The 26936-nt window shown below is 54.6% G+C and carries 23 protein-coding genes and 1 tRNA gene; 15 read left to right on the forward strand and 9 right to left on the reverse strand.

The window, feature by feature from the left end; all coding sequences use genetic code 11:
• Nucleotides 1–194: 194 nt before the first annotated feature.
• Nucleotides 195–1814, forward strand: a complete 1620-nt coding sequence (locus tag C1N69_RS00860) for an ABC-F family ATP-binding cassette domain-containing protein (protein WP_155030530.1) — start codon at nucleotides 195–197, stop codon at nucleotides 1812–1814.
• A 39-nt stretch (nucleotides 1815–1853) separates the two neighbouring features.
• Here the strand turns inward: C1N69_RS00860 and C1N69_RS00865 are convergent, their stop codons facing one another.
• Nucleotides 1854–2141, reverse strand: coding sequence for an HTH-type transcriptional regulator (locus C1N69_RS00865; protein ID WP_025759170.1), 288 nt, complete (start codon nucleotides 2139–2141; stop codon nucleotides 1854–1856).
• 331 nt (nucleotides 2142–2472) lie between these two features.
• Between C1N69_RS00865 and C1N69_RS00870 the strand changes: the two genes are divergently transcribed.
• Both C1N69_RS00870 and cspE read left to right on the forward strand, forming a co-directional pair.
• Nucleotides 2473–3183 carry a DUF3053 domain-containing protein gene (locus C1N69_RS00870; protein WP_025759171.1) on the forward strand — a complete coding sequence of 237 codons (711 nt, stop codon included), beginning with the start codon at nucleotides 2473–2475 and terminating at the stop codon, nucleotides 3181–3183.
• 247 nt (nucleotides 3184–3430) lie between these two features.
• Complete coding sequence (cspE, locus tag C1N69_RS00875) at nucleotides 3431–3643, forward strand: transcription antiterminator/RNA stability regulator CspE (protein WP_003860775.1); 213 nt, start codon at nucleotides 3431–3433, stop codon at nucleotides 3641–3643.
• 58 nt (nucleotides 3644–3701) lie between these two features.
• On the opposite strand, the gene ghrB is transcribed toward cspE, so the two are convergent.
• The 6 genes from ghrB to C1N69_RS00905 all read right to left on the reverse strand — a co-directional run bounded on the left by ghrB (nucleotide 3702) and on the right by C1N69_RS00905 (nucleotide 9754).
• The gene (gene ghrB, locus C1N69_RS00880) at nucleotides 3702–4676 is read right to left on the reverse strand and encodes a glyoxylate/hydroxypyruvate reductase GhrB (protein WP_095452088.1); all 975 of its coding nucleotides are present in this window, start codon (nucleotides 4674–4676) and stop codon (nucleotides 3702–3704) included.
• 26 nt (nucleotides 4677–4702) lie between these two features.
• Nucleotides 4703–5983: an MFS transporter gene (locus C1N69_RS00885; protein ID WP_155030531.1), complete on the reverse strand. Its 1281-nt coding sequence runs from the start codon at nucleotides 5981–5983 to the stop codon at nucleotides 4703–4705.
• A gap of 117 nt (nucleotides 5984–6100) precedes the next feature.
• Nucleotides 6101–7039, reverse strand: coding sequence for a sugar kinase (locus C1N69_RS00890; RefSeq protein WP_155030532.1), 939 nt, complete (start codon nucleotides 7037–7039; stop codon nucleotides 6101–6103).
• Nucleotides 7040–7042: 3 nt separating this feature from the next.
• Nucleotides 7043–7792: a sugar phosphate isomerase/epimerase family protein gene (locus C1N69_RS00895; RefSeq protein ID WP_025759178.1), complete on the reverse strand. Its 750-nt coding sequence runs from the start codon at nucleotides 7790–7792 to the stop codon at nucleotides 7043–7045.
• 103 nt (nucleotides 7793–7895) lie between these two features.
• Entirely contained in the window at nucleotides 7896–8912 is a 1017-nt protein-coding gene (locus tag C1N69_RS00900) for a LacI family DNA-binding transcriptional regulator (protein ID WP_155030533.1), read from the reverse strand.
• A gap of 179 nt (nucleotides 8913–9091) precedes the next feature.
• Nucleotides 9092–9754, reverse strand: a complete 663-nt coding sequence (locus C1N69_RS00905; RefSeq protein WP_021242473.1) for an OmpA family lipoprotein — start codon at nucleotides 9752–9754, stop codon at nucleotides 9092–9094.
• Nucleotides 9755–9965: 211 nt separating this feature from the next.
• On the opposite strand from C1N69_RS00905, the gene C1N69_RS00910 reads away from it, so the two are divergent.
• On the forward strand, nucleotides 9966–12245 hold the full coding sequence (locus C1N69_RS00910) for a molybdopterin guanine dinucleotide-containing S/N-oxide reductase (RefSeq protein WP_244956333.1): 2280 nt from the start codon (nucleotides 9966–9968) through the stop codon (nucleotides 12243–12245).
• Here C1N69_RS00910 and C1N69_RS00915 read toward each other — a convergent pair.
• Both C1N69_RS00915 and tag read right to left on the reverse strand, forming a co-directional pair.
• Nucleotides 12208–12654 carry an N-acetyltransferase gene (locus C1N69_RS00915; protein ID WP_104557113.1) on the reverse strand — a complete coding sequence of 149 codons (447 nt, stop codon included), beginning with the start codon at nucleotides 12652–12654 and terminating at the stop codon, nucleotides 12208–12210. The two genes, C1N69_RS00910 and C1N69_RS00915, sit on opposite strands and share 38 nt — an antisense overlap.
• Nucleotides 12632–13213 (reverse strand): DNA-3-methyladenine glycosylase I, encoded by a 582-nt coding sequence (tag, locus tag C1N69_RS00920; RefSeq protein ID WP_155030535.1) that lies wholly within the window; start codon nucleotides 13211–13213, stop codon nucleotides 12632–12634. The genes C1N69_RS00915 and tag overlap by 23 nt, the downstream gene beginning before the upstream one ends.
• A gap of 157 nt (nucleotides 13214–13370) precedes the next feature.
• On the opposite strand from tag, the gene C1N69_RS00925 reads away from it, so the two are divergent.
• From C1N69_RS00925 to dppB, 11 genes are all read left to right on the forward strand, one after another.
• Complete coding sequence (locus C1N69_RS00925; RefSeq protein WP_095452092.1) at nucleotides 13371–14066, forward strand: autotransporter domain-containing protein; 696 nt, start codon at nucleotides 13371–13373, stop codon at nucleotides 14064–14066.
• Nucleotides 14067–14304: 238 nt separating this feature from the next.
• Entirely contained in the window at nucleotides 14305–15507 is a 1203-nt protein-coding gene (locus C1N69_RS00930; RefSeq protein WP_059386728.1) for an L-lactate MFS transporter, read from the forward strand.
• A gap of 438 nt (nucleotides 15508–15945) precedes the next feature.
• Complete coding sequence (gene lpfA, locus C1N69_RS00935; protein ID WP_059386727.1) at nucleotides 15946–16470, forward strand: long polar fimbrial major subunit LpfA; 525 nt, start codon at nucleotides 15946–15948, stop codon at nucleotides 16468–16470.
• An 83-nt stretch (nucleotides 16471–16553) separates the two neighbouring features.
• Nucleotides 16554–17252, forward strand: coding sequence for a long polar fimbrial biogenesis chaperone LpfB (gene lpfB / locus C1N69_RS00940; RefSeq protein ID WP_059386726.1), 699 nt, complete (start codon nucleotides 16554–16556; stop codon nucleotides 17250–17252).
• Between the two features lie 22 nt (nucleotides 17253–17274).
• Nucleotides 17275–19803: an outer membrane usher protein LpfC gene (lpfC, locus tag C1N69_RS00945; protein WP_059386725.1), complete on the forward strand. Its 2529-nt coding sequence runs from the start codon at nucleotides 17275–17277 to the stop codon at nucleotides 19801–19803.
• Between the two features lie 17 nt (nucleotides 19804–19820).
• Nucleotides 19821–20894 carry a long polar fimbrial protein LpfD gene (lpfD, locus tag C1N69_RS00950; RefSeq protein WP_155030536.1) on the forward strand — a complete coding sequence of 358 codons (1074 nt, stop codon included), beginning with the start codon at nucleotides 19821–19823 and terminating at the stop codon, nucleotides 20892–20894.
• Between the two features lie 5 nt (nucleotides 20895–20899).
• Nucleotides 20900–21427 carry a long polar fimbrial protein LpfE gene (gene lpfE / locus C1N69_RS00955; protein WP_059386723.1) on the forward strand — a complete coding sequence of 176 codons (528 nt, stop codon included), beginning with the start codon at nucleotides 20900–20902 and terminating at the stop codon, nucleotides 21425–21427.
• Nucleotides 21428–21645: 218 nt separating this feature from the next.
• On the forward strand, nucleotides 21646–23337 hold the full coding sequence (gene eptB, locus C1N69_RS00960) for a kdo(2)-lipid A phosphoethanolamine 7''-transferase (RefSeq protein ID WP_045285993.1): 1692 nt from the start codon (nucleotides 21646–21648) through the stop codon (nucleotides 23335–23337).
• A gap of 91 nt (nucleotides 23338–23428) precedes the next feature.
• Nucleotides 23429–23505: transfer RNA gene (locus C1N69_RS00965), tRNA-Pro, on the forward strand.
• 620 nt (nucleotides 23506–24125) lie between these two features.
• The gene (dppA, locus tag C1N69_RS00970) at nucleotides 24126–25733 is read left to right on the forward strand and encodes a dipeptide ABC transporter periplasmic-binding protein DppA (protein ID WP_025759189.1); all 1608 of its coding nucleotides are present in this window, start codon (nucleotides 24126–24128) and stop codon (nucleotides 25731–25733) included.
• A 177-nt stretch (nucleotides 25734–25910) separates the two neighbouring features.
• Nucleotides 25911–26930 carry a dipeptide ABC transporter permease DppB gene (gene dppB, locus C1N69_RS00980; protein ID WP_045285992.1) on the forward strand — a complete coding sequence of 340 codons (1020 nt, stop codon included), beginning with the start codon at nucleotides 25911–25913 and terminating at the stop codon, nucleotides 26928–26930.
• Nucleotides 26931–26936 lie beyond the last annotated feature (6 nt).

Raw genomic sequence — 26936 nt, forward strand, 5'->3', positions numbered from 1 at the left:
GGCGGGTTTTTTTATGGTGCACTGATGAAAATTTAACCTTGAAATGGTCAACACATTACCGCTATCCTTATCCGCGTTAACTTTCTCGCTCTGGAGCGCCCCCCAAAAATGAACAAACACGACTGATGAATTTCGATCCTTGCTAAACGCTACCGCGTCGGCAGGGGATGTTTTGATTTCATTCAGGAGTGCTTATGGCTCATTTTGCGCAGTCCCCCTCTTTTATTTTGCATCAGGTCACCTGTCAGTTTGCGACGGGCGATATCCTTTTTGGTCCGCTGAATCTCACGCTGGAGCCCTCCCTGTGCGCGCTGGTTGGTCGCAACGGTAGCGGGAAAACGCGTCTGCTGCGCATGCTGGCGGGGCGGGATGAACCAGCCAGCGGTCACATTGAACGCTTTGGCTCGCACTTCTATGTGGCGCAGCAGCATGCAATTTCTGCACAGACGACACTGGCAGAACTGCTGGGTTATGAGGCGATTTTCGCGGCACGTAAGCGTATTGATAGCGGCGATTACCAGCCTGGCGATCTGGACATACTCGACGGCCACTGGGATTTAGCCGAGCGTCTGAGCGAGGCATTTATCCATGCGCAACTGCCCGCGTTTGATCCGGATAAGCCCGCCGGTGAACTCAGCGGCGGCGAGCGCATTCGCGCCCTGCTGTGCGGGGCATTTACGGCGGACGCGGACTTTCTTCTGCTGGACGAACCCACTAACCATCTGGATCGACAAAGCCGGGCATGGTTTTACGACCAGCTTAGACGGTTTCAGGGCGGTGTGCTGGTGGCCTCCCATGACCGAGAACTTCTGGAGCAGGTACCGCGTATTCTGGAACTGAGCGCCTCGGGCCTGCGCAGCTACGGCGGGAATTATGCGGACTATACCCATCAGCGGGATACCGAACAGCAGGCTGCCCGTGCGGCGCTGGAGCATGCAGCAACCGAGCGCAAACGTACCCGGGCGCGCATGCAGAAAGAGCATGACGACAGCCAGCGGCGGTCGGCAAAGACGTTACGCACCGTTGATACCCTGAATATCGCCTCGTTTGAGCGGGTCAAATACAAAGGCGCGGCAAAGGAACGAATTGGCAGCTGGAAGAAGCAGCACAGCGAGCAAAACGAGGCGCTGAATGCCGCGGTTAATAAGGCGCGTGAAAGGGTTGAAGAAGATAACCCGGTGATGTTTACCCTGCCGGGAAGTCAGATCCCGGAAGGCAAACAGGTGCTGGTGCTGGAGGATCTGGTATTGCCGCATGTGCCCGTTGCACCCATCACCTTGCGCATGGACGGACCGATGCGCGTGGCGTTAAAGGGGCCAAACGGCTGCGGAAAATCAACGCTGTTAAGAACTATCCTCGGTGAGATCGCCCCACGTTCAGGTGCCTGTAAGGTTTCTGTCAGCTGCGCCTATCTCGATCAGCATTTGTCACAGCTCGATCTTTCACAATCGGTCATGACGCATCTCAATTTGAGTCATACGCCTCTGGAAGAGGGGGTATTGCGAACCCGTTTAGCGCAGCTGCAGCTGGGTGCCGACAAAGTCACGCTCCCGCTGGCGGAACTCAGCGGTGGCGAGCGTCTTAAGGCTGCGCTCGCCTGCGTGCTTTGGCGCGCTGAAGCCACGCAGCTTCTGCTGCTGGATGAACCAACCAATCATCTTGATCTGGCTTCGGTACAGGCGATTGAAGCGGCGCTGGCCGGTTTCCCCGGGGCACTGCTGGTGGTATCACACGATGAGGCTTTTTTAAGAGGCTTAACGTTAACGCATGAATGGGTGTGGGAACAGGCGGGATGGCGTTGTGAAAGCCTTTAAAACACAAGCCCCCGCAAAGGCGGGGGCATTCAAACGTCACTACGCTATCTGTTTGCTGAGTGCAGGGTTGGCCTGAATCAGGCGCATCAGCTTTAACTCGGTTGGGGTGGGTTTCTCACGTTTCGACTCCCACTCCTGCACCATAGCCACGCTGACACCCATCGCTCTGGCGAATTCTTCGGTTTTCAGTCCTGTCCCTTTGCGCAATTGCTCATATTCTGTAAAGGGATTGGATTTTTGTTGCAGGGTAATCGTCTGCGGTACATCTTTAAAAATGATCTGTTCCAGACTGCTCAGCAGCTCAAACTCAGGATCTTTATATTCCATTGAGGACTCCTCTTAAATCTCACATCGTGATCAAGAACATCAGAGAGCCAATTAAGAATAGTCCCTAATCCAGACCCAGGATCGTCACGGCTGTGATTAATCGTGCGGTAACGAATGCTGTACCCGATTCAGCGTTATGGATATTTATGCTAATTACCTGATTAGTCATATATCGGCCTCGCCAGGTATTTTTTTGTAAATGGTAAGAAATAAATTGGCAATAGCCGTTTTGCATGAAAAGAGTATCTTGCAAGGCTGACCTGGACTATCCTTGTCAGCGTTGGGCACGCGTGTGCCGGTGTGCGCTTTTTTGGGTGAAAGGAGTAATAAAATGGCGACAGGAAAGTCCTGCTCTCGCTGGTTTGCGCCTATTGCGGCGTTGTTGATGGTTGTTAGCCTGAGTGGGTGTTTTGATAAAGAAGGCGATCAGCGCAAAGCGTTTATCGATTTTCTGCAGAATACAGTGATGCGCAGCGGCGAGCGGTTACCGACGCTGACTGCGGATCAGAAAAAACAGTTTGGCCCCTTCGTGTCCGATTACGCCATTCTTTATGGTTATTCACAGCAGGTGAGTCAGGCGATGGATTCCGGGATCCGTCCCGTGGTGGATAGCGTGAACGCCATCCGCGTTCCACAGGATTATATGACGCAGCGCGAACCGTTACGTCAGTCCAACGGTGCGCTTGGCGTGCTGAGCCAACAGCTGCAGAATGCGAAAATGCAGGCTGATGCGTCACGTTCTGCGCTGAAGCAGGGCGACGATCTCAAACCTGTCTTCGACAAAGTGTATGAGAAAGTGGTGACCAAACCGTCTGAAGCGCTGCAACCGCTGATTCCGGCCGCGCAAATTTTCACGCAGCAGCTGGTTCAGGTTGGTGACTTTATCGCCCAGCAGGAGACTCAGGTAAGCTTTGTCGCCAATGGCATTCAGTTCCCGACCTCGCAGCAGGCAAGTCAGTACAATACGCTGATTGGACCGCTGGCCTCCCAGCATCAGGCCTTTAGCCAGGCCTGGAGCGCAGCCGTCGCGGCCACAGAATAAACTGAAAAAACCCCGCTTCCGGCGGGGTTTTTTTATGCATTCCGAAAATAACGCTTGTCATTCCTCCCCCACATCGGTATAACTGTTCGCGTCGGTTTGTTACACAGACCTAAAGCAGTTTAGTAAAGCAGTCCAGATTGTTATCCATAGATACCCTTCGTAGTGACCCTTCCTTCATCGCTTAAAAATCTGTAACGCAATCCATCAAGCCGGAAGGCACAATATATTTGTTAATTAAGGTAATTCTATGTCTGCTAAAATGACTGGTCTGGTAAAATGGTTCAACGCTGATAAAGGTTTCGGCTTCATCACTCCTGACGATGGCTCTAAAGACGTGTTCGTACACTTCTCTGCTATCCAGAACGATGGCTACAAATCTCTGGACGAAGGTCAGAAAGTGTCCTTCACCATCGAAAGCGGCGCTAAAGGCCCAGCAGCTGGTAACGTTGTAAGCCTGTAAGCTTCCAACCCAGTAGCAAAGAATTTAAAAACCCGCCTTCTGGCGGGTTTTTTCGTTTCTACCGTTGTACCTGCGGATTCACGCAGTTCATCTCCACTCTGCCACTGAGGGCAGCGATAAGATTATCTACTGCCGTGGCCGCCATGTTGTAGCGCGTCTCATGGGTGGCGGAGCCGATGTGGGGCAGGGCGACCACGTTGGGTAGCGTCAGCAGTGGGGAATCCACCGGCAGCGGCTCCTGCTCAAACACGTCCAGACCGGCGGCATGGATCTCACCGTTTTGCAGGGCTTCAATCAGCGCCTTCTCATCCACTACCGGGCCGCGACCCGCGTTGATGAAAATGGCTGACTTCTTCATCTTTTCGAACGCCGCTTTGCCAATCAGATGACGGGTTTCGTCTGTCAGCGGCAGGACCAGGCAGACAAAATCCGCTTCCTGCAGCAGCGTATCCAGCTCGCAGTAGCGGGCGTTAAAACGTTCTTCAGCTTCACTGTGGTGGCGACGCGCGTTGTACAGAATCGGCATGTTAAACCCAAAATGCGCGCGCTGCGCCAGTGCCAGTCCGATACGCCCCATGCCCACAATACCCAGCGTTTTGCCGTGCACATCCACGCCGAACCAGTCCGGACCTATGCTTTTTGTCCACTCGCCCGCTTTGACGCGCTCTGCCACTTCCACCACGCGACGGGCCGTCGTGAGCATCAGCGCCATTAGCGTGTCGGCCACAGTTTCCGTCAGGGCATGCGGTGTATGCATCAGCAGGATCCTGCGGGCATTAAGGGCCTCCACGTCGAAGTTATCGTAACCCACGGACACGGTTGAGGTAGCACGAAGCTTCGGCATTTTCTCCAGCAGGGCGACATCCACTTTTTCGCTTGAACCCAGCAGGCCTTCAGCGCGGGCGAACGCCTCGGCGTGCTGTGCCACGGTCTCCGGGCTCAGGTTCTTCACCTGCGTGACGGTGAAGTGCTCTTCAAGGCGCTTCTGCAGATCTTCCGGCAGGGCTTTATACAAAATGACGGACGGCTTCATGCTAATCTCCGTTGTGTTTTAAGGTTTCAGGCGTGGCGAGCGCCGACAGGGTGTTGTTGATTATTAGCAGGCTTAACAATCAGAGTAAGCCATACGGAGGCGAAAAGCGCCACCCCCATAAAGATGTACGATGCAGCCGGGCTGCCGGTGGCACCGTTCAGGTAACCGACGAACCAGGAGCCGCAGAACGAGCCCAGCGCACCCATACTGTTGATCAGCGCCATCGCGCCACCTGCGACGTTACGTGGCAGCATCTCCGGGATGATGGCAAAGAACGGGCCATACGGGGCGTACATGGCTGCACCGGCAATCACCAGCAGCGTATAAGAGACCCAGAAGTGGTTTGCGCCCACGGCCCAGGAGCCAATGAAGGCAAAGGCAGCGATCAGCAGCAGCGGCCAGACAAACAGCTTACGGTTTTGCAGCTTGTCCGATGCCCAGGAGACAATAATCATCGCGATCGTCGCCGCCAGATACGGCACGGATGACAGCCAGCCTACCTCGACCATACCGAGGTTTTCACCGCCGCTGCGGATAATGGACGGCAGCCACAGCACAAAGCCGTACACCCCAATACTCCAGGTAAAATACTGTGCGCACAGCAGGATCACGTTGCGGGAGCGGAAGGCTTCGCCATAGTTACGCACCGCCTTCAGTCCTTGCTGCTCTTTATCCAGCTGTGCCTGCAGCGCCGTTTTCTCATCTTCGGAGAGCCATTTCGCCTGGGCTGGTTTATCTTTCACCAGCACCCACCAGCAGAAGGCCCAGATAATCGCCGGTACCCCTTCGATGATAAACATCTCGCGCCAGCCGAAGGACTGGATGAGGTAGCCGGAGACGACCGACATCCACAGCACCGTGACCGGGTTACCGAGGATCAGGAAGGTATTGGCGCGTGAACGTTCGGATTTGGTAAACCAGTTGCTGATGTAGATCAGCATCGCCGGCATCACCGCCGCTTCAACCACGCCGAGGATAAAGCGAATAGCGGCCAGGGCAGGAATATTGTTCACCATGCCGGTGAGAGACGCGCAGGCGCCCCACAGGATCAGACAGATGAAGATCAGCTTGCGCACGCTGCGGCGTTCCGCATAGATCGCGCCAGGGATCTGGAAGAAGAAGTAGCCGAGGAAGAAAAGGGCGCCCAGCAGGGAGGAGATCCCTTTGGTGATCCCCAGGTCTTCGGTGATCCCTGCCGCGGACGCGAAACTGAAGTTGGCACGATCAAGGTACGCCAGGCTGTACGTGATGAACACGATTGGCATGATGTACCACCAGCGTTTTACTGCATTGGTCGAACTGTTCATAGGCTTGCCTCTGTTGTTGAGGTGGTTACCGCCGTTGTCTGTAGGGTACACGGTGGTTTAATTATCTGGTGCGGCTTGCTGCCCTCACCCTGGCCCTCTCCCACAGGGAGAGGGAATTTAAGCGCCGAGCTGTGCTCGTGTTGGTAATCCTTCGCTATCGCCCTGTACCTGAATGGCCAGCGAGCCAATTTTGTTGCCCCGCGCGACAGCCTGCTGCAGCGTTTTGCCTTCCAGCAGGGCGCTAATGACGCCCACGGCAAAACCATCGCCCGCGCCGACGGTATCGACGACGTTCTCAACCTTCACCGCAGCGACCGCGCCTTGTTCACCCTCGGCGGTTTTAAACCATGCGCCATCGGCACCGGTTTTCAGCACCACCGCTTTTACCCCCTTATTAAGGTAGAAGTCGGCAATGCCTTCCGGCGTACTTTCGCCGGTCAGGATCATTCCTTCTTTCAGGCCCGGCAGAACCCAGTCCGCCCGGAACGCCAGACGGTTGAGCTTCTCAACCATTTCTGCCTCGCTTTTCCACAGCACCGGGCGCAGGTTGGGATCGAATGAGATGGTCTTCCCCTGGGCCTTCATGGTGGTCGCGGCATGATCGAGCAGTTCATACGAGCTGGCAGAAAGTGCCGCGGCGACGCCGCTCAGGTGCAGGTGACGTGCGCCAGCAAAATAGTCGGCGTGGTAATCCGCCACGGAGAGATGGCTTGCGGCCGATCCTTTACGGAAATATTCCACGATGGGATCGGTTCCATTTTCGACCTTAGATTTAAGCTGAAAACCGGTGGGGAAGCGTCCGTCGAGGGTGACGCCTGCGGCATCAATACCCTCTTTTTTCAGTGAGTCGAGAACGAAATGGCCAAAGCTGTCATCCCCCACACGGCTGACCCAGCCGACGTTCAGGCCGAGACGCGCCAGCCCGGTCGCAACGTTCAGTTCTGCGCCTGCCACGCGTTTCATAAAGCGCTCCACCGCGCTCAGTTCGCCTGTTTCGGTGGCGACAAACATCGCCATGGCCTCGCCGATGGTGATGACATCCAGCGTCTTGTGCATGGTTTACTCCTCGCGTAGCAGGTTGACGTAATGGCGGGTCACGGCGGTTAAATCCGTCCCTTCCAGCGGGAACTCGATACCGCGCGGGGCATCGGCGGGCAGCTGGCTGAGCAGATCCAGCCAGCGCGCATCGGCGTGGTCCGGTGCGACAGCGCGGAAGTTATCCTTATGCGGCACGGCGGCTTTCACGTGGATATAGCTCACGGCAGGGGCCAGGTGGCGGGCTGCTTCTTCGGGCGAATCGCCGACCCACAGCCAGTTACCCATGTCGAAGGTCAGGGTGACGGGGAGCGCCATATCCCGACAGGCGGCCTGGAAACGTTGCATAGGCGCCAGCTGGCCGCAGTCGGTCTGATCGTTTTCCACGACCAGCGCCATGCCGCTTGTGTTCAGCAGCGCACGCAGGGCGTCGAGAGCGTGCGTGTCGCTGAAATGGCCGAGGGAAACCTTGAGCCACAGCGCGTTCAGGGTATTGGCCTCTGAAAGATAGCGGGGCAGATCCGGGTTTAGCGTGCCGTCGGGCATAAACAGGGCGGCGGGTGCGGAGTAGCACGCCAGCAGGCCCAGCAGTTCAATGGATTCCCCCAGCGCAGGCAGCGCCAGCAGCTCTTCGCTGTTGAACAGTTCCCGGCGGATCTCCACGCCGTCTGCGCCCGCGCCAGCAATAACGGGAAGCATCGCCCGCTGACCGCCCGCCTGTCGCACCTGTTCCGCGCCGTACGCGGCGGTGACCACCATTATTTTCCTGTCCATCGTCGGACTCCATCGCAACATATCAATACTATTACGCTAGATGGAACCGGTTCCAAAGAAAAGGTCAGGATGTTGAATTTATGATCGACATCACAAGGGGAAATTAACGCGCGGTGGAGCCGCGAACAATCAGTTCACCGGAAAACACCTGCTCGCGTACGGCATCGCTGATACCTTCGATACGACGAACCACTTGTTCTACAGCAGCATAGCCAATTTGCCAGGTGGGTTGTTTGAGGGTGGTGATACCGACACCGGCCAGCTCCGCCCACTCCAGTTCATCAAACCCCAGCAGACCAATGTCGCTGCCCCAGTGCAGGCCAATGCGCTTGAGCGAACGGGCGACCTGAAGCGTCAGCGCCCCGTTGGCGGAGATCACGGCTTTGCGCATCCCGCGATGGCGGGTGTGGAACTGGCGCAGGGTGTTGTCGAGCTGGTCGGCTTCGTGAAGCGGCGTTTCGGCATTTTCGGCGATCACACCCGGATAACGCTCCAGCGTGGCGCGAAATGCGCCCAGGCGTTCACGACGGGTGTTAACCATGCCCAGCGGTTCGCTCAGAAACAGAATGGCCTCGAAACCCTGTTCAATCAGATGTTCGGTGGCGGTCGTGGCTGCCTGGGTGTTATCCAGCCCGACCACATCACAGGCAAATTCGGGAATTTTACGGTCGATGAGGACCATGGGCAGGGAGGACTGCTGCAGGCGATTTAATCCTTCTTCCCGCATGCCCACCGCGTTAACCACAATCCCTTCCACCTGATAGCTGCGCAGCAGATCGAGATAGTGCAGTTCCTGGTCGACTTCATTGTTGGTATTACAGACCAGCGGCGTGAAGCCCTTCTCGCGACAGGCCGCTTCGATACCGCTGAGCACGTTAACGGAATAGGGATTGGTGATATCGGCGATGATAAGACCGATGAGGCGAGTGCGGCCGCGTTTGAGTCCGCGCGCCATCAGGCTGGGACGATAGTCGAGATCGGCAATCGCCTGTTCAATTCGCGCCAGCAGGGCATCAGACAACAGGTGTTTCTCGCCGTTGAGATAGCGCGAAATACTGGTTTTACCGGTTCTGGCGGCTTTCGCCACGTCGCTGATGGTGGCCCGGACTGGTTTGCTCATCACTGATTTCCCTGAATTTAGTGAGAATACCTTAGCGGGAAAATCGGACGAATCAAGTAATTTGCCCGGTGGCGCTGCGCTTACCGGAGGTTACGGCCTGATGCCCTCACCCCAACCCTCTCCCACGGGAGAGGGCGCAAACACTAAAAACGGCAACGGGGTTGCCGTTTTGCTTTTACCTACTGAATTGGGCTTAACGTAATCTCAACGCGGCGGTTCTGTGCTTTGCCTTCCGCCGTGCTGTTGCTGGCGATAGGGTTAGCTGGGCCCATGCCGCTGGTGCGGATGCGGTTTGCTTCAACACCCTGGGTAATCAGCGAGCTGGCCACGGAATCGGCGCGCTGCTGGGACAGACGCATGTTCAGATCCTTGCTGCCGGTGCTGTCGGTGTAGCCAATCACGTTCACGGCGGTTTTGTTGTACTCTTTCAGCACCATCGCCACGCCGGTCAGGGTGTTAGCACCCGCAGGTTTCAGCGTGGCGCTGTTGCTGTCGAAGGTCACGTTGTTTGGCATGTTCAGGATGATGTTATCCCCGCTGCGGGTGACGCTCACGCCGGTTCCCTTCATTTTGTCGCGCAGTTTCGCTTCCTGTACGTCCATGTAATAACCGACGCCGCCGCCCAGCGCCGCGCCCGCTGCTGCGCCAATCAGCGCGCCTTTGCCACGGTCTTTCTTGGAGGAGGAGAGTGCCCCAACGCCTGCGCCTACCAGCGAGCCGATACCCGCGCCGATACCGGATTTACCCGCTTCGCGTTCGCCGGTGTAAGGGTTGGTTGTGCAGCCAGAAACAGCCAGTGCACCGCTCACCAGAGCGGCAATAACGAGTACGCGTTTTTTCATCTTCTTTCCTTAATCCTTTTTATTCTTTGCCACGGCGAGCGTGACAGTTGATTATGACGTCCGGATACGGAGAAAATTCCGGGGATAACTCTGAAATTTGTGACAAACCATAAACTGCCTCAATAAGAAGGCCGTAAACCTGCACGCAACCAGGAGCGCACGCTTGAGCACCTCAACGAAAACCATTCTGACCGCCGCCCACTGGGGGCCGATGCTGGTCGAAACCGATGGCGAGAATGTCCTGTCGTCTCGCGGGGCATTGCCAACCCAACATCCCAACTCTTTACAGACCGTCGTTCGCGATCAGGTGCACAGCAAAACGCGCGTGCGCTGGCCGATGGTGCGTAAAGGATTTCTGGCTTCGCCGGACAAGCCACAGGGCATTCGGGGTCAGGACGAATTTGTTCGCGTGAGCTGGGATGACGCGCTGGCGCTGATCCACACGCAGCACAAGCGGATCCGCGAGAGCTACGGCCCTGCCTCTGTTTTTGCCGGCTCTTACGGCTGGCGTTCAAACGGCGTGCTGCATAAGGCCTCGACGCTGCTGCAGCGTTATATGAGCCTGGCGGGAGGCTACACCGGCCATCTCGGGGATTATTCCACCGGCGCGGCGCAGGCGATTATGCCGTATGTGGTGGGGGGCAATGAGGTTTATCAGCAACAGACCAGCTGGCCGCTGGTGCTGGAACACACCGACGTGGTGGTGCTCTGGAGCGCTAACCCCCTCAACACGCTGAAAATTGCCTGGAATGCCAGCGACGAGCAGGGCATTGGCTATTTTGATGCGCTGCGTAAAAGCGGCAAGCGCATCATCTGTATTGACCCGATGCGTTCTGAAACCATGGACTTCTTTGGCGACAGCGCCGAGTGGATTGCCCCGCATATGGGCACCGACGTGGCAATGATGTTAGGTATCGCCCATACGCTGGTCGAAAACGGCTGGCACGATGTCGAATTCCTGACGCGTTGTACCACCGGCTTCGATAAATTCGCCGACTATCTGACGGGTAAAACGGATGGCGTGGCCAAAACGGCAGAGTGGGCGGCAGACATTTGCGGCGTTCCTGCGGATAAACTCCGCGAACTGGCGGCGTTGTTCCATCAAAACCTCACGATGCTGATGTCCGGCTGGGGGATGCAGCGCCAGCAGTTTGGCGAGCAAAAACACTGGATGCTGGTGACGCTCGCCGCGATGATCGGGCAGATCGGTACCCCGGGCGGTGGTTTTGGCCTCTCTTATCACTTCGCGAACGGCGGTAACCCCACCCGTAAAGCGGCCGTGCTGGCTTCCATGCAGGGCTCGGTGCAGGGGGGCGTGGATGCCGTGGATAAAATTCCGGTGGCGCGTATTGTTGAAGCCCTGGAAAATCCGGGCGGTTTTTATCAGCACAACGGTCAGGACCGCCATTTCCCGGAGATTAAATTCGTCTGGTGGGCGGGTGGGGCGAACTTCACCCATCATCAGGATACCCATCGTCTGATCCGCGCCTGGCAGAAGCCGGAGCTGGTGGTGATCTCAGAGTGCTTCTGGACCGCCTCGGCCAAACACGCCGATATCGTGCTGCCGGCGACCACCTCGTTTGAGCGTAACGATCTCACCATGACCGGTGACTACAGCAACCAGCATATGGTGCCGATGAAGCGCGTGGTGGCGCCACGTGATGAAGCGCGTGATGACTTTGACGTATTTGCTGAACTGAGCGAGTTGTGGGAAGCGGGTGGTCGGGAGCGGTTCACCGAGGGGAAAACTGACCTCGAATGGCTGGAAACCTTCTATCAGATTGCCGCTCAACGCGGGGCCGCCCAGGGCGTTACGCTTCCGCCCTTTACTGAATTCTGGGAAGCAAACCAGATCGTGGAGATGCCGGAGAGTGAACAGAACGCGCAGTTTGTCCGTTTCGCCGATTTCCGACGCGACCCGGAAAAGCACCCGCTGAAAACCGAGAGCGGAAAGATGGTGATCTACAGCGAGCGCATCGCCAGCTTTGGCTATGCCGACTGCCCGCCGCACCCTATGTGGCTCGAGCCGGACGAGTGGCACGGCAACGCCCAGCCGGGGCAGCTGCAGGTGTTGTCAGCCCATCCTGCGCATCGTCTGCACAGCCAGCTTAATTACACGTCACTGCGTGAGCGGTATGCGGTTGCAGGGCGAGAGCCGATTACGCTGAATACCCTCGATGCAAATGCCCGCGGAATTGTTGACGGTGACGTGGTGCGCGTCTGGAACCATCGCGGACAGGTGCTGGCCGGAGCGGTCGTGAGCGACGGGATTAAACCGGGCGTTTTCTGTATTCACCAGGGCGCCTGGCCTGACCTGGAGCCCACCGAAGGGGGGATCTGTAAAAACGGGGCGGTTAACGTGCTGACCAAAGATCTCCCCAGCTCGAAGCTGGGGAATGGTTGTGCAGGAAACACGGCGCTGGCCTGGGTCGAGAAATATCAGGGACCCGAGCTTACCTTAACGGCGTTTGATCCGCCTGCCAGCTCATGATCCAGGTCGGATGTTGAGTGTCATCCTGCCAGGCGCTGTCTTCAATACGAAAGCCCTGCGCGTGGTAGAAATTCACCGCCCGGACATTTTTCTGATACACCTCCAGGCTTAAGTGCGGGAAGCGCTGTTGAACGTGGTTCAGCAGCGCACGCCCGATGCCTTTACCGATATACCCCGGGGCAACAAACAGTGCGCCGACAAACTGCGACTGCATCACGCTGATAAATCCGCAAGGTTCGCCATCCTGTTCCCAGACCCAGGTTTCAGCCGAAGGCAGGTAAACGTCCCGCACCATGGCTTCATTTTCTTTCCAGTAGCTCTCCTCAATAAACGGATGCGCTTCTGTGGTGCTTTCAAGCCATAGGCTCAGAAGCGGCGCGGTATTCTCACTTTGCCATTTGCGGATCATGATGGCCTCCCGGATGACAGAAGCAGCCGGTAACATGGTCGTTGACCAGGCCACAGGCCTGCATAAAGGCGTAGCAGATGGTGGAGCCGACATACTTAAAGCCGCGTTTTTTTAGCGCTTTCGAGAGCGCATCCGAGGCCGGCGTTGAGGCGGGGATTTCCGCGAGCGTAGCGGCCTGCGTGATTTGCGGTTCGTTATTCACAAACGTCCAGACAAACGCTGAAAATGATTCACCGTTTTGTTCCATCGCCAGGTAAGCGCGTGCGTTACCGATGATGGCCTGGATCTTACCGCGATGGCGGATGATGCCGGCATCCAGCACCAGGCGTTCCACGTCGTCATCGGTCATGGCGGCGACGGCGACAGGATCGAACTGGTGAAAAGCGTTGCGGTAGTTTTCGCGTTTCTTCAGTACCGTAATCCATGACAAACCCGCCTGCTGGCCCTCCAGGCAGATCATCTCGAAGAGTTTTTTGCCATCCCTTTCCGGCACGCCCCATTCCCGATCGTGATAGTCGATATAAAGCTGATCCTGGCTTACCCAACCGCAACGTTCCATCCCTCATCTCCCTTATTGATACTGATTTGGCAAAATTTTCATGCTGTCTGGCTTGACGTGTTTACTATAAAGACAATAGTTAATACAAGGGCTATAAGCCCTTCCTGTATAACGACAAATATCGCCGAATTCGGCTCTCTCTGGGGTCGCGTTGAAGATGATAAAAAAAATCAGTGGTCGCCATGCTGCTTCTGGCCTGGTGGGGATTTCAGCCTGCCTGTTTTTGTGTACTACAGCGTCTGCCTGGCAACAGGAATATATCGTTTCAGACGCACAAAATAATACGGCGGAACGCTATACCTGGGACGCGGATCACCAACCGCGTTATGAGGATATTCTCGCTGAGCGAATTCAGTCTTCGCAAGATGCGCCTGGTCTGGCCCTGAATGTGCCGTCTGGCACCACCCTGGACGGTGGGATGAGCGTGGGCTGGAATTTTCCGGTTTCAGCGGGCATCAACACCGGCCCGGTGGTGGCGTGGCGTTATGACGGCACGGCTCCCATGATGATTAACGAGTTTGGTGATAGTGCGACGATGCAAACGTCCAGCGACCCGCTCTGGCATGCCAGCGTCAGCACGCTGGGGTGGCGTGTGAATACCCGCTACGGCGATCTCCGTCCCTGGGCGCAGATTAGCTATAACCAGCAGTTTGGTGAGAATCAGTGGAAATCGCAGTTTGGCATGCCGCAGACACCCTCTCCGGCACAAAACGGCAACTGGATGGATGTGACCGTGGGAACGGATATGCCGTTTAACACGCACGTTGCGGCCTATGCGTCGCTTGCACAGGGGGAACACACCACCAGCGGAGAGGAGTTTTTGTATACTCTGGGTGTTAATGCAAATTTCTAGCGTTGTTACTTTTTTAAACGTTACGATAACATCCTGAACACAATAACCGCAGGGGTTACAGCGATAGCAGGTACTAACATACTATCGCTTTATTCCCGGGCCAGGCCATTCATTCCCGATTCCAGGCATTTCATTCCGTTTCGCCTGCACTTCATGCCGTTTTACCCCAGGCATATTAAGGTTTTGTTTATCGTTGTCCTCAGTGAATTCCCTCAATTTCTCTTGCAGGACAACTGCCATGAACACATCAACTTATAACCGCACGCGCTGGCTCACGCTCTTTGGCACCATCGTCACCCAGTTTGCGCTGGGCTCGGTCTATACCTGGAGCCTGTTTAACAGTGCCCTTTCCGACAAACTCGGCGCACCGGTTAGCCAGGTCGCGTTCTCCTTTGGTCTGCTGAGCCTGGGGCTGGCAATTTCGTCTTCCGTGGCGGGCAAGCTGCAGGAGCGTTTTGGCGTGAAGCGTGTGACCATGGCGTCCGGGCTCCTGCTCGGCCTGGGCTTTTTCCTGACGGCGCATTCCAGCAACCTGATGATGCTGTGGCTGAGCGCCGGGGTGCTGGTGGGGCTGGCCGATGGCGCAGGTTACCTGCTGACGCTGTCGAACTGCGTGAAGTGGTTCCCGGAACGTAAAGGCCTGATCTCCGCATTTGCCATCGGATCTTATGGTCTGGGCAGCCTCGGCTTCAAATTTATCGACGCCCACCTGCTGGCGTCCGTTGGTCTCGAAAAAACCTTTATGATCTGGGGCGCAATCGTTCTGGTGATGATCCTCTTCGGCGCCACGCTGATGAAAGATGCGCCGCAGCAGGAGGTTAAGTCCGTGAACGGCGTGGTGGAGAACGACTTCACCCTCGCGCAGTCCATGCGTAAACCCCAGTACTGGATGCTGGCGGTGATGTTCCTGACGGCCTGCATGAGCGGCCTGTATGTTATCGGTGTCGCAAAAGATATCGCCCAGGGGATGGTGAAACTGGATGCGGCCACGGCGGCCAATGCGGTGACCGTGATCTCCATTGCCAACCTCTCCGGTCGTCTGGTGCTCGGTATTCTCTCTGACAAAATCGCCCGTATCCGCGTGATTACGATTGGGCAGGTGGTTTCGCTGGTCGGTATGGCGGCTCTGCTGTTTGCCCCGCTGAACGAAGCGACCTTCTTTGCGGCGATTGCCTGCGTAGCCTTTAACTTCGGCGGCACCATTACCGTCTTCCCGTCACTGGTGAGCGAGTTCTTTGGCCTGAATAATCTGGCGAAAAACTACGGCGTTATCTATCTGGGCTTCGGGATTGGCAGTATCTGCGGTTCGCTGATTGCTTCCCTGTTCGGTGGGTTCTACGTGACCTTCTGCGTCATCTTCGCCTTGCTGATTATTTCCCTGGCGCTGTCGACCACGATTCGTCAGCCGCAGCGCGAAGTCTTCAACGAAGCGCATGCGTAGGGTATGTCATTAATAATGTAGCCGGTCATACACTGCGCTTACCCGGCCTACATTTCACAACAATATCAGTACATTGCACAGTTCCTTGTAGGCCTGTGCAAGCGTAGCGCTCCTCGGGCGCTTTTTTTATTTAGCACAAATACATAATTAATTATGTCCAAAGAAACGTTAAATAAAGATGATGATTCATTTGTGTGATCTAAGAATTCATAAAAATAATATATAATTTATATGGGTTTATTCCTAATAAAAGACCAGATTTATACGAACAGTCTTATATCACAATGAATTTGCTTAATTTTAGTTTTGGCTAAAAACCCGCTTTACTTTATCTAATTTTAAAGTCCAATTCCCCCTCTATATACTCCGTTTCCTCACAGAATGCAGGTAATTCCTAAGGATGCATTCTGTCATCTACCGTCATAAATGGAGTTTTAAATGAAAAAGGTTATTTTTGCACTGTCTGCTCTGGCTGTCGTTTCCTCTTCTGCTTTTGCTGCTAACTCTGGCGATGGCACCGTTAAATTCACCGGTGAAATCGTTGACGCGCCATGCGTAATTTCTACTGACTCTCAGAACCAGGAAGTTGTGCTGGGTCAGGTTAAGAAAACTGTTTTCAAAGCTGTTGGCGACAAATCTGTTTCCAAGCCATTCCAGATCAAACTGGAAGATTGCGACATCACCTCTAAAACCAAAGTTGACGTGAGCTTCGCTGGCGTGGCTGACGCAGACAACGCGAAACTGGTTTCTGTAAACACCGAAGCGGGCGCGGCAACGGGCGTGGGTATCGGTATCTATGACAACAGCAACACCGCTGTTGACATGAACACCGGTAAATCCACCACCACGCTGTCTGCTGGTCAGACCGTGCTGTACTACACCGCTAACTACGTTGCGACCAAAGCGGCCGTTACCACCGGTTACGGTAACGCAGAAGTTGATTTCAACCTGACCTACAACTAATAAGCGCTTTACCTTTACTTAAAAAACCAATGGCAACGGAAACCCCGTTGCCATTTTTTCCAGCGAGTCTCAGGGAGAGAAGCATGAACCGCTCACGTTTGATATCTTGCGCAGCACTGGCGCTGGCGCTGATTACACAAAACAGTTTTGCAGGCGGCGTGGCATTAAGCAGCACGCGCGTTATTTATGACGGCAGCAGAAAGGAAGCTTCTCTGACGGTCAATAACAAAAGCACCACGGATGAATTTCTTATTCAGTCATGGATTGATGATGTTAGCGGTAATAAAAAAACGCCGTTTATCATCACCCCACCTTTATTTAAATTAAACCCGACGAAAAATAACGTTTTACGTATTGTGAATGCCGCTAATACGTTACCGCAGGATCGTGAGTCCGTTTACTGGATTAACGTGAAAGCGATTCCTGCCAAAAGTGAAAACGCCGAAGGTAAAAACGTACTGCAAATTGCCGTGCGTACTCGCTTAAAACTTTTTTATCGCCCGGCTGGCCTGAAAGGCAACAGCATGGACGGCTGGAGCAAACTGCAGTTTACCAGCGCAGGGGCTAACCAGATCAAAGTTGAAAACCCCTCTGCCTTTAACCTCACTTTTAATAAATTTTATGCCAACGGCCGCGATATTGAAAAAGCGGGAATGGTTCCAGCAAAAGGTTCGTTGAATATTGAATTGCCTGCCGGCACCGGCAAGGTAAGCGAAGTCAAATACAACATTATTAATGACTTCGGTACGGCTGGCGACATGCTAACTCAGCGCGTTAATTAATACGTTTTGAAGGTTTATTACTATGCCATGGACGCATCTTCCTCAGGTCAATAAGGTCCCGCGTTTCCCACTGTCCGCGCTCGCGCTGATGGTTGCGGGTATGCTTCCCGCGTATGCGGGAACATTTAACCCGCGCTTTCTGGAAGATGTGCCGGGTATTGACCAGCATGTTGACCTTTCAATGTATGAATCCAGTAAAGCCGAACAGCTGCCGGGTAAATACCGCGTGTCGGTGGTGGTCAACGATAAAAAAATGGAGTCCCGTACCCTGGAGTTTAAGACTGCGACAGAGGCTCAGCGCACAAAAATGGGTGAAAGCCTGGTGCCGTGCTTAAGCCGCGTGCAGCTTGAGGACATGGGTGTGCGTATTGAAAGCTTCCCGGCGCTGAACATGGCACCGCCGGAAGCGTGCGTGGCCTTTGACGACATTATTCCTCAGGCCGCCAGCCATTTCGATTTTGCAGACCAGACGTTGATCATGAGTTTCCCGCAGGCCGCGATGAAGCAGACGGCGCGTGGTACCGTACCTGAATCGCAGTGGGACGAAGGGGTGAATGCCCTGCTGCTGGATTATAACTTCACCGGGAGCAACGCCAGCTATGACGCGCACGACGGTGAAACCAGCTACAGCAGCGACAGTTACTACCTGAACCTGCGCAGCGGCGTGAACCTTGGGGCATGGCGGTTACGTAACTACAGTACCTGGACGCGAAACGATGGCGATAACAAATGGGATAACATCGGCACCTCGTTGAGCCGTGCCATTGTGCCGCTGAAATCACAGCTGACGTTGGGGGATACCTCCACTGCGGGTGATATATTTGACAGCGTGCAGATGCGTGGGGCGCAGTTAACCTCCGACGAAGAAATGTTGCCTGACAGCCAGCGCGGATTTGCGCCCGTTATCCGCGGTATTGCTAAAAGTAACGCCGAAGTCACCGTTGAGCAGAACAACTACGTAATTTACCGCACGTTTGTTCAGCCAGGTGCGTTTGAAATTAATGACCTGTACCCAACCTCAAACAGCGGCGACCTGACGGTCACCATTAAAGAGGCGGACGGCAGCGAGCAGAAATTCGTACAGCCGTTCTCCGCAGTGGCTATTCTCCAGCGTGAAGGTCACCTTAAGTACAGCCTCTCCGCAGGGGAATACCGTGCCGGGAACTATAGCAGCGCCGAGCCAAAGTTCTGGCAGTTGGATGCCATGTACGGTCTGCCGTACGGCTTTACCGTTTACGGCGGGTCGATCTTCTCGGATGACTATTACTCGATGGCGGGGGGCTTAGGTAAAAACTTCGGTTACATCGGTGCGGTCTCCATTGACGTGACGCAGGCGAAAAGCAACCTGGCAAACAATGAGAGCGCGGAAGGTCAGTCTTACCGCTTCCTCTATTCCAAGAGCTTTAACAGCGGTACCGACTTCCGTCTGCTGGGTTACAAGTATTCCACCAGCGGCTACTACACCTTCCAGGAAGCGACGGATGTGCGCAGCGATGCGGACAGCAGCTACAGCCAGTATCACAAACGCAGCCAGATCCAGGGCAACCTGACGCAGCAGTTGGGCACCTGGGGCTCGGTCTACTTTAACGTCACGCAGCAGGACTACTGGAACGATGAAGGCAAGCAGCGCTCGCTGAACGCTGGTTATAACGGCCGTATTGGCCGCGTGAACTACAGCGTGGCCTACACCTGGACGAAAAGCCCGGAGCGGAATGAAAGCGACCGCTTGCTGTCATTCTCCCTGTCGATCCCGCTGGGACGCATGTGGAGCAACTACCACCTGACCACCGATCAGCACGGCCGCACCAACCAGCAGGTGGGCGTGAGCGGAACCGCGCTGGAAGAGCGCAACCTGAACTACAGCGTGCAGGAAGGCTACGGCAGCAACGGGGTGGGTAACAGCGGCAGCGTGAACCTGGATTACCAGGGCGGCGTGGGCAGTGCCAGCATGGGTTACAACTACAACCGCGACGGCCAGCAGGTGAACTACGGTCTGCGCGGCGGGGTTATTGCCCACAGCGAAGGCATTACGCTTTCTCAGCCGCTGGGCGAATCCATGGCGATTATCTCCGCGCCGGGCGCGCGCGGTGCGCACGTTATCAACAACGGTGGGGTGGAAGTGGACTGGATGGGTAACGCGGTGGTGCCTTACCTCACGCCGTACCGTGAAACGGAAGTCTCACTGCGAAGCGACAGCCTGAACAGCAGGGTTGACCTTGATACAGCTTCCGTCAACGTGGTGCCGACGCGCGGCGCGATTGTCCGGGCGCGTTTCGATACCCGGGTGGGCTATCGCGTGCTGATGACGCTGACCCAGGCGGATGGCAAGCCGGTACCGTTCGGTGCCACCGCCACGCTTCTGGATAGCAAAAAAGAGTCCAGCAGTATCGTCGGTGAAGACGGACAGCTTTATATCAGCGGTATGTCGGATAAAGGCGCGCTGCAGGTGACCTGGGGTAAAGGCCAGGCTCAGCAATGCCGCGTGGCGTTTACGCTACCGGAACAACAGGATAATGCCGGCGTGGTGATGGCGAATGCCGTCTGCCGGTAACAGGGAAGGATAGGATTATGTTGAAAAAATTGATGACGTTTGCTGGCCTGCTGGGTGGTGCTGTGTTGTTCTCCGGGCAGGCGCTGGCGGCAGCGGACTGGGGACCATGCACGCCGGATGGTGGTACGCACAACTTTTCTGCCGTGCTGGAAAAAACGATAACCGATACTTCGAAGAATGCCACGGGAAACGTTTTTCCTGATTTTTGGTCGTGGAATTTGGGAGGAACATATACAGCTGTCTGTGAATGCCCGGCAGGGACTGATAAATCCGTTTTATATTATCGGGCGACCTCCCCCCTGCCTCTTGGTCATAGCCAGGGTGATCGTGATTTTTTTGTTGTTAACAATTATATCCAGATTTCAGCCGACGTTTGGATTGAAGGTGTCAAAAAGGATTATTTTAAAGTTCCTTTTACCAATCAGGATAATGGCAATATGAGCCGAGGGGGCTGTGATGTGGATCCAGACGCGAGAATAAGTTTTGTGACAGGGAGTAAAGGAAAGTTAACGCTCTATATCAACCATCCGTTTGTAGGACAACTGGATATCCCCAACACAAAAATAATTGATTTATTTGGCTCTTTCAAATCGGGGGTTTTTGGTGCGACTCCGCTGGCATCCGTTTTTTTGAGTGGGCACATTATCGTTCCCCAGGGCTGCGAACTGTCTAGCGGCAGCACTCTGGAAATTCCGTTTGGTGAATTCCAGTCACATGACTTTAAAAATCGCAAAGGGCAGATGCCCACGGGCGCCACGTCCATTACCAAAGAGTTGCAGTTTAAATGCACCAATATATCGGATGGCGTAAAAATCTATCTGCATATTGAGGGCACGCCGAACGAGAACGACAGCCGGGCAATTAGCATGGGTAACCCGGATGTGGGCGCCATTATCAAGGGCGAAAGCGGTAACGTACTGGTACCAAACAGCCCTGCCTTTGTGCAGGATATGAAAGTATCAGACCTGATGGATGAGACTCACCGCGTTGCATCCACAAAGTTGACCTTCGAGCCGATTAGCACCACCGGTAAAATGCCGACAACGGGTGATTACGAAGGCATTGCCAGCCTGCGTATCGATGTGGAGTAACGACAATGAAAATCATCAATGCATTAGCAGGCTGTGGGTTACTGGTTTCAACGGTCGTGATGGCGGCACCGGTGAACATCGGTTCTGCGGGTGACGTGCATTTCACCATCAGCATCCGCCAGGGGACATGCGAGCTGGAAAAAGACAGTATCGACGTTGACATGGGGTCGGTTGTTTTACAAAAACCGGTGAGAGTCGGTAAGGAACTCAACCAGAAAAGCTTCTCGATTGGCCTGAAAAACTGCGCGGACGTTGCGCGCGTGTATGTGACGATGGACGGAACGGCGGATTCAACCAATCCAGATCTTTTCGCTCTCGACAGCGGCGGCGCAACCGGGGTTGGGCTGAAGATTCAAACCAAAGGTGGCGTGCAGCAGTTTCCGGTCAGTACCGATACCACGCCGGTTGAACACACCGTCTGGTTTGATGGTACGAACAAGCTAAACTATATCGCCAGCTATGTTACTGTTAAACCCGATGCAACCGTGGGCGCGGCGAATGCGACGGTGAATTTTAGCGTCGTATACGAGTAATCACAGAGGGCCAGTTCGCTGGCCCTTTTCCATTTTTACTGATTTTTTGTAAAAACCTTCATCGATCACACACTCAGCTGCCACTTTTTCCTTCCTCTGTGGTCTACTTACCACGCCTGTCGTCGTTTCACTGAACGATCCCTTGTGCGTATATTTAATCTGCCCACGTAATAATCAGCGTGGGCGGCGGTACTGTCCCTTATTTCCGGGTAGCTTGCATGAAATACATTAAATCGATGGCGCAACAAAAGCTCTGCTTTTTGCTGGCGTTGTACATCGGCCTGTTTATGAATGGCGCGGTTTTTTTCCGTCGGTTTGACGGTTATGCGCAAGATTTTACCGCCTGGAAAGGAATTGCAGCGGTTGTTGAATTGGTCGCCGCGGTACTGGTCACCTTCTTTTTATTCCGTATTCTGACCCTGTTTGGTCGTCGCGTGTGGCGTGTGCTGGCAACGTTTATCGTGCTGTGCTCGGCGGGGGCCAGCTATTACATGACCTTTATGAACGTGGTGATTGGCTACGGCATTATTGCCTCGGTGATGACCACGGATATCGATCTCTCTAAAGAGGTCGTGGGGTTGCACTTTATTCTCTGGGTGGCGGCGGTTAGTGCTTTGCCGTTGCTGCTCATCTGGAGTAACCGCTGCCGGTACACGCTGGTTCACCAGATCCGCACGCCGGGTAAACGCTTCAGAAGCGTTGCGATTGTCCTGCTGGCCGGTCTGATGGTCTGGGGGCCAATTCGTCTGCTGGAGGTGAAGCAGAAGAATGACGAACGTACCTCCGGCGTGGATATGCCAAGCTACGGTGGTGTGGTTGCCAACTCGTATTTACCGTCTAACTGGATCTCTGCGCTGGGGCTGTATGCGTGGGCGCAGGTGGATGAGTCTTCTGATAATAAATCGCTGATGAACCCGGCGAAGAAGTTTACCTATGTCGCGCCAAAAGATATCGACGATACCTACGTCGTCTTTATTATTGGGGAAACCACGCGCTGGGATCATATGGGTATTCTTGGCTATGACCGCGATACAACGCCAAAACTGGCGCAGGAGAAAAACCTGATTGCCTATCGCGGCTATTCCTGTGATACCGCCACCAAGCTCTCCTTGCGCTGCATGTTCGTACGCGAAGGGGGGGCGAGCGATAACCCACAGCGGACATTGAAAGAGCAAAACGTCTTCTCGGTGCTGCATCAGCTTGGGTTTACGTCTGACCTGTATGCGATGCAGAGCGAGATGTGGTTCTACAGCAACACCATGGCGCAGAACATTTCCTACCGCGAGCAGATTGGCGCGGAGGCGCGTAACCGCGGTAAGCCTGTTGATGACATGCTGCTGATTGATGAGATGAAGTTGTCTCTCAACGGTAACCCGAACGGTAAGCACATGATTATTCTGCATACCAAAGGGTCGCACTTTAACTACACGCAACGCTACCCGCGTAGCTTTGCGAAATGGACGCCGGAATGTGTCGGGGTGGATAAAGACTGCACCAAAGAGCAGCTGATTAACTCTTATGACAACTCCGTGATGTATGTGGATCACTTTATTGATTCGGTTATTGACCAGGTGCGTGATAAGAAAGCGATAGTGTTCTATGCGGCGGACCATGGTGAATCCATCAATGAATTCGAGCACCTGCACGGTACGCCACGTAAGATGGCGCCGCCGGAGCAGTTCCGTGTACCGATGATGGTGTGGATGTCTGACAAGTATCTGGAGGATCCGGAGAAAGCGAAGATGTTTGCTCACCTGAAAAAAGAGGCGGACATGAAGGTGCCACGTCGTCACGTTGAGCTGTACGACACTATTTTAGGCTGCCTGGGTTATACCTCTCCGGACGGCGGTCTGAACGAAAATAACAACTGGTGCAAACTCCCTGACAGCACCGCTAAAGCCGCGCAGTAACTCGCCTGGCGAGAATATCGCCAGTTGAAGGGCTTTTTTAAATTAAGGGATTGACGGGGGCGCACCTCAGCAGTAAGATGCGCTCCGCATTCGGCGAGTAGCGCAGCTTGGTAGCGCAACTGGTTTGGGACCAGTGGGTCGGAGGTTCGAATCCTCTCTCGCCGACCACATTCTGAAAAGGGCTAACCGTAAGGTTAGCCCTTTTTGCATTATGATCTTAGCCCGCCAGAGTGGCCAAAATGCCCCTTAGCCTCGCTTCACCCTGCCTGTTAACGATTTTGTGACATAATCCATTGTATTTTTTTATATATAGATTGATCTTTTTTCGCGTTGCTTATGGATAACCTCAGCATTTTTCGCTGTGCGTTTTAACGTTCGCGGTATTTAGTGCTCAGATAATCACCATTCTGCAAGAAAATTTACCCATTCTGAATAAAAGTTAATCACTGATTGTTGCGCAATATGAAGATAGTTGTGCTGCAAGATGGCGAGTAGCATAAATTTCCCTGCTGAAAACTGGCATGCATAGTTTTTTTAATCTTTGTTTGCGGTTTCTCACACTCAGCGTAAATCCCCGTCACCTGTATTGACGTTTTCACATTCTGTTGACAGATTGTAGGGCATGAGGGGCATTTCAGGGACGATCTGCGCTGCAACTCAAACGCTCTTCTGAAAGGATTCTCCATCCCTTTAACGCCTTCGGGCATCACCGACCGGACCGGGTAAAAAATAAATAAAGGTCTGGCGGCGTAACACAACAAAGCAAAACATCACATTGGAGCAGAATAATGAGTATTTCCTTGAAGAAGTCAGGGATGCTGAAGCTTGGTCTGAGCCTGGTGGCTATGACCGTGGCAGCAAGCGTACAGGCAAAAACCCTGGTTTACTGTTCTGAAGGCTCGCCGGAAGGCTTTAACCCACAGCTCTTTACCTCTGGTACGACATACGACGCAAGCTCTGTACCAATCTATAACCGTCTGGTTGAATTCAAAACCGGTACTACGGAAGTGATCCCGGGTCTGGCGGAGAAGTGGGACGTCAGCGAAGACGGTAAAACCTATACCTTCCACCTGCGCAAGGGCGTGAAGTGGCAGGACAGCAAAGAATTCAAACCAACGCGCGACTTTAACGCCGACGACGTTGTGTTCTCCTTCGATCGTCAGAAAAACGCCCAGAACCCGTATCACAAAGTCTCTGGCGGCAGCTATGAATACTTCGAAGGGATGGGTCTGCCGGACCTGATCGCTGAAGTGAAAAAAGTGGACGATAATACCGTTCAGTTCGTGCTGACGCGTCCTGAAGCGCCATTCCTGGCGGATCTGGCCATGGACTTCGCCTCTATTCTGTCTAAAGAGTACGCGGACAATATGCTGAAAGCCGGTACGCCGGAGAAAGTTGACCTGAACCCAATCGGTACCGGTCCATTCCAGCTGCTGCAGTACCAGAAAGACTCCCGTATTCTCTACAAAGCGTTCGAAGGCTACTGGGGAACCAAGCCGAAGATCGACCGTCTGGTCTTCTCTATCACGCCTGATGCGTCAGTGCGTTATGCAAAACTGCAGAAAAACGAATGCCAGGTGATGCCATACCCGAACCCGGCTGACATTGCTCGCATGAAGCAGGATAAGAACATCAACCTGCTGGAGCAGGCGGGTCTGAACGTAGGCTACCTCTCTTTCAACACCGAGAAGAAACCGTTCGATGACGTAAAAGTGCGTCAGGCGCTGACTTACGCGGTGAACAAAGAAGCGATCATCAAAGCGGTTTACCAGGGCGCTGGCGTTGCTGCCAAAAACCTGATCCCACCGACCATGTGGGGCTATAACGATGACGTTAAAGACTACACCTACGATCCTGAGAAAGCGAAAGCGCTGCTGAAAGAAGCAGGCCAGGATAAAGGCTTTACCGTTGAGCTGTGGGCGATGCCGGTACAGCGTCCGTACAACCCGAACGCACGCCGCATGGCAGAAATGGTTCAGGCTGACTGGGCGAAGATTGGCGTTCAGGCCAAGATTGTGACCTACGAGTGGGGCGAGTATCTGAAGCGCGCCAAAGCGGGTGAGCACCAGGCGGTAATGATGGGCTGGACCGGTGACAATGGGGATCCGGACAACTTCTTCGCTACCCTGTTCAGCTGCGCGGCGGCAAAAGATGGTTCTAACTACTCTCGCTGGTGCTACAAGCCGTTTGAAGACCTGATCCAGCCGGCGCGTGCGACCGACGATCACAACAAACGTATTGAACTGTACAAGCAGGCGCAGGTTGTCATGCACGATCAGGCTCCGGCGCTGATTGTTGCTCACTCCACCGTGTACGAGCCAGTGCGCAAAGAAGTGAAAGGCTACGTGGTTGATCCACTGGGCAAACACCACTTCGAAAACGTTTCTGTTGAATAATTAAAAGCCACGCCAGGCGACGCTGCGCTTGCACTGGCCTACGGTATGTAGGCCGGGTAAGCGTAGCGCCACCCGGCAGCAGTGCTTTATTCCCTCTCTGAAAGGAGAGGGGATAAGATTTGTGAGCAATACAGACGCCACGCCACTGGTCGTGCGTCATCAGAGAGAATCCGGGTTATGTTGCAGTTCATCCTCCGACGTCTGGGACTTGTTATCCCCACGTTTATCGGTATCACCCTTCTCACTTTTGCCTTCGTCCATATGATCCCCGGCGACCCGGTAATGATTATGGCGGGCGAGCGTGGTATTTCCCCTGAGCGCCATGCACAGCTGCTGGCTGAACTCGGCCTCGATAAGCCGATGTGGCAGCAGTACCTCCATTATATTTGGGGCGTCATGCACGGCGACTTAGGGATTTCGCTGAAAAGCCGTCTTCCGGTGTGGGACGAGTTCGTGCCGCGTTTTAAAGCGACACTGGAGCTTGGCGTCTGCGCCATGATTTTTGCCACTGCGGTGGGTATTCCGGTTGGGGTACTGGCTGCCGTTAAACGTGGCTCCATTTTTGACCATACTGCCGTGGGCCTGGCGCTGACCGGCTACTCCATGCCTATCTTCTGGTGGGGCATGATGCTGATCATGCTGGTCTCGGTTCAGCTTAACCTGACGCCGGTCTCCGGGCGCGTCAGCGACATGGTCTTCCTGGATGACTCCAACCCGCTCACTGGCTTTATGCTGATTGATACGGCTATCTGGGGTGAAGAGGGCAATTTCATTGATGCCGTTGCGCATATGATCCTGCCTGCCATGGTGCTGGGCACCATTCCTCTGGCGGTCATCGTGCGTATGACCCGTTCGTCCATGCTGGAAGTGCTGGGTGAGGATTATATCCGCACCGCGCGCGCCAAGGGCCTGACGCGTATGCGCGTCATCATCGTCCATGCGCTGCGTAACGCCATGCTGCCGGTGGTAACCGTTATCGGGCTGCAGGTGGGGACACTGCTGGCGGGGGCGATCCTGACCGAAACCATCTTCTCCTGGCCAGGTCTGGGCCGGTGGCTGATTGATGCGCTGCAACGCCGTGACTATCCGGTTGTGCAGGGCGGTGTACTGCTGGTCGCGACGATGATTATCCTCGTCAACCTGCTGGTCGATTTGCTGTACGGCGTGGTGAACCCGCGTATTCGTCATAAGAAGTAAGGGGCC

It is taken from the genome of Enterobacter sichuanensis, from assembly GCF_009036245.1.
Classification (GTDB): Bacteria; Pseudomonadota; Gammaproteobacteria; order Enterobacterales; family Enterobacteriaceae; genus Enterobacter; species Enterobacter sichuanensis.

Coding starts and splice junctions, on each gene's coding strand:
- C1N69_RS00860 (WP_155030530.1), top strand. CDS start 195: ATGGCTCATTTTGCGCAGTCCCCCTCTTTTATTTTGCATCAGGTCACC.
- C1N69_RS00865 (WP_025759170.1), bottom strand. CDS start 2,141: ATGGAATATAAAGATCCTGAGTTTGAGCTGCTGAGCAGTCTGGAACAG.
- C1N69_RS00870 (WP_025759171.1), top strand. CDS start 2,473: ATGGCGACAGGAAAGTCCTGCTCTCGCTGGTTTGCGCCTATTGCGGCG.
- cspE (WP_003860775.1), top strand. CDS start 3,431: ATGTCTGCTAAAATGACTGGTCTGGTAAAATGGTTCAACGCTGATAAA.
- ghrB (WP_095452088.1), bottom strand. CDS start 4,676: ATGAAGCCGTCCGTCATTTTGTATAAAGCCCTGCCGGAAGATCTGCAG.
- C1N69_RS00885 (WP_155030531.1), bottom strand. CDS start 5,983: ATGAACAGTTCGACCAATGCAGTAAAACGCTGGTGGTACATCATGCCA.
- C1N69_RS00890 (WP_155030532.1), bottom strand. CDS start 7,039: ATGCACAAGACGCTGGATGTCATCACCATCGGCGAGGCCATGGCGATG.
- C1N69_RS00895 (WP_025759178.1), bottom strand. CDS start 7,792: ATGGACAGGAAAATAATGGTGGTCACCGCCGCGTACGGCGCGGAACAG.
- C1N69_RS00900 (WP_155030533.1), bottom strand. CDS start 8,912: ATGAGCAAACCAGTCCGGGCCACCATCAGCGACGTGGCGAAAGCCGCC.
- C1N69_RS00905 (WP_021242473.1), bottom strand. CDS start 9,754: ATGAAAAAACGCGTACTCGTTATTGCCGCTCTGGTGAGCGGTGCACTG.
- C1N69_RS00910 (WP_244956333.1), top strand. CDS start 9,966: ATGCTGGTCGAAACCGATGGCGAGAATGTCCTGTCGTCTCGCGGGGCA.
- C1N69_RS00915 (WP_104557113.1), bottom strand. CDS start 12,654: ATGATCCGCAAATGGCAAAGTGAGAATACCGCGCCGCTTCTGAGCCTA.
- tag (WP_155030535.1), bottom strand. CDS start 13,213: ATGGAACGTTGCGGTTGGGTAAGCCAGGATCAGCTTTATATCGACTAT.
- C1N69_RS00925 (WP_095452092.1), top strand. CDS start 13,371: ATGATAAAAAAAATCAGTGGTCGCCATGCTGCTTCTGGCCTGGTGGGG.
- C1N69_RS00930 (WP_059386728.1), top strand. CDS start 14,305: ATGAACACATCAACTTATAACCGCACGCGCTGGCTCACGCTCTTTGGC.
- lpfA (WP_059386727.1), top strand. CDS start 15,946: ATGAAAAAGGTTATTTTTGCACTGTCTGCTCTGGCTGTCGTTTCCTCT.
- lpfB (WP_059386726.1), top strand. CDS start 16,554: ATGAACCGCTCACGTTTGATATCTTGCGCAGCACTGGCGCTGGCGCTG.
- lpfC (WP_059386725.1), top strand. CDS start 17,275: ATGCCATGGACGCATCTTCCTCAGGTCAATAAGGTCCCGCGTTTCCCA.
- lpfD (WP_155030536.1), top strand. CDS start 19,821: ATGTTGAAAAAATTGATGACGTTTGCTGGCCTGCTGGGTGGTGCTGTG.
- lpfE (WP_059386723.1), top strand. CDS start 20,900: ATGAAAATCATCAATGCATTAGCAGGCTGTGGGTTACTGGTTTCAACG.
- eptB (WP_045285993.1), top strand. CDS start 21,646: ATGAAATACATTAAATCGATGGCGCAACAAAAGCTCTGCTTTTTGCTG.
- dppA (WP_025759189.1), top strand. CDS start 24,126: ATGAGTATTTCCTTGAAGAAGTCAGGGATGCTGAAGCTTGGTCTGAGC.
- dppB (WP_045285992.1), top strand. CDS start 25,911: ATGTTGCAGTTCATCCTCCGACGTCTGGGACTTGTTATCCCCACGTTT.